The 1,878-nt window shown below is 40.7% G+C and carries 3 protein-coding genes and 1 pseudogene; 2 read left to right on the plus strand and 2 right to left on the minus strand.

Annotation, left to right across the window (positions count from 1 at the left end; all coding sequences use genetic code 11):
* Both LD39_RS22345 and LD39_RS20040 read right to left on the minus strand, forming a co-directional pair.
* The coding region (locus tag LD39_RS22345) for a response regulator (protein WP_156112698.1) at window positions 1-147 on the minus strand (147 nt) is incomplete at its 3' end.
* Window positions 148-212: 65 nt separating this feature from the next.
* On the minus strand, window positions 213-542 hold the full coding sequence (locus LD39_RS20040; protein ID WP_035552685.1) for a hypothetical protein: 330 nt from the start codon (window positions 540-542) through the stop codon (window positions 213-215).
* A gap of 160 nt (window positions 543-702) precedes the next feature.
* Between LD39_RS20040 and LD39_RS20045 the strand changes: the two genes are divergently transcribed.
* Together LD39_RS20045 and LD39_RS20050 are read left to right on the plus strand one after the other, a co-directional pair.
* The gene (locus LD39_RS20045; protein ID WP_035552688.1) at window positions 703-933 is read left to right on the plus strand and encodes a hypothetical protein; all 231 of its coding nucleotides are present in this window, start codon (window positions 703-705) and stop codon (window positions 931-933) included.
* Window positions 930-1,688 (plus strand): annotated as a pseudogene (locus LD39_RS20050) (AAA family ATPase). Before LD39_RS20045 ends, LD39_RS20050 begins: the two are co-directional and overlap by 4 nt.
* Window positions 1,689-1,878: the final 190 nt, after the last annotated feature.

A 1,878-nucleotide genomic window follows, 5' to 3' on the forward strand; every position in this document is an offset into this window, starting at 1 on the left:
GTCGGGGTGATGTTTTCTCCATACATCAAGCGCTTCCTGGCCATCGGCCGCTGTGAAAATATCAAATCCCTCTCTTTCTAAATATCGTTTGCATACATCAACGATGGAAGGTTCATCATCAGCTATCAAAACAGATCTCTGATCCATGTCCAATCCCCCTTATGTTCGCTTTTTAATATCATAGCATGAACATGAAAAGGGAACGGAAGCCTTTACTGTTCGTCCATAGAGTCATTTTCCATATCATTGCTGTTGCCGCTCATGTCATTGCTGTTGCCGCTCATGTCATCGCTGTTCTCCATGTCACTACTGTCTCCATTCATATCGTCTCCGTTTTCCATATCTGATTCAGAATCGTTCATGTCTTCTTCCATTTCAGAGTTTTCGTCACTCATCTCTCCAGAGTCTCCGTTCATCTCTACTTCGCTATCCATCTCTTCCTGCTGCTCATCTTCCATTTGGTCTTCGTCTCCATTACCTGATCCGCAGGCAGCCAACGTAAATACGGACACCATACCTAAAATCAACATCCATTTTTTCATATCTTTGCTCATCTCCTTTCGATTTGTCTTAAGTGTACCCAAGAGGACTTACAGATCACTTAAGGAAATCTTACAAAAGTATTAATAGTTTCTAACCTTCGTTCAAAAGTAAATGAAACGATTTTAAAGGAGTAATCGTAACGAGGGGAGGGGTGGTTATATGAAAAAATTCTTAGTGTTCATACTTAGTTTCATAATTCTGTGGTTCATAGCAGAATGGTTGGTCGGATTCATCCATACTCTTGCTTATACTCCAAATTTCCAATCCGCTCCCCAAACGATCGCATCCGATATAGGTGTGTTTTCTATGCTGCCTTCATTCATAGCGGCAGCAGGCGCTTACTTTATCGCAGAAAACACAAGCATTCGTAGAAAGGGAGTTGACGAATGAAGCTGACCACACGGAATCAATACTTAAAACAAATGTACCTCCTCTCAGAGGAGATAAGTGATTTTGATCGTTTCCCGTTCAATCTTCCATTACTGAAATATTTTAAAGAGCTCGACTTTCATCCCAATGTCACCTACATCATTGGAGAAAATGGAATGGGTAAATCAACTCTGCTGGAGGCAATTGCTGTTGGTTTAGGGTTCGATCCAGAGGGCGGAACAAGTAATTTCAATTTTTCCGGTTATTTTTCACATTCAAATTTAGATCAGTTTTTGCGCCTTGTGAGGGGAGTCTATCAGCCGAAAGATCATTTCTTCTTTAGAGCGGAGACCTTCTATAATGTAGCCACAAACATTGAGGAATTAGACTCAGACCCGCTCGGAGGCGCTAGAATAGTAGATTCATTTGGAGGGAAATCACTGCATGAACAATCGCATGGGGAATCTTTCTTTGCTGCTTTTAATGAAAGATTCCGTGGCAATGGATTGTACATTCTTGATGAGCCTGAAGCAGCACTTTAACCTCTTAGGCAATTGTCTATGCTTGCAAGGATTCATGAGTTAGTTGAAGAAGGATCGCAATTCGTCATCTCCACTCATTCTCCATTGTTAATGGCTTATAGAGAAGCTAAAATCATACAGCTAAATGAACAGAGGATGGAGGAAGTGCCATTAGAAAAAACGGACCACTATAGCGTGATGAAACAGTTTTTCGATGATAAAGACCGCCTCCTCCACCACTTATTTAAAGAATAGATTTTGTTATATATGGTGGTGAAAAAATCAGATATAAAAATAGAAATCATTTTTAGGCAAGTTCTTTACTTATTCCATTAAAGCTCCCTATTCTAGAAGACTCAGTTTCGAGACTTTCTCATGTTTCCGTTGCCTTGGATAGAAAAAGGCGGTCCGGGAAATCACTCGCTTTCCATGGGCATGTGGTGAG

The organism is Halobacillus sp. BBL2006 (genome assembly GCF_000786645.1).
Lineage (GTDB): Bacteria > Bacillota > Bacilli > Bacillales > Halobacillaceae > Halobacillus.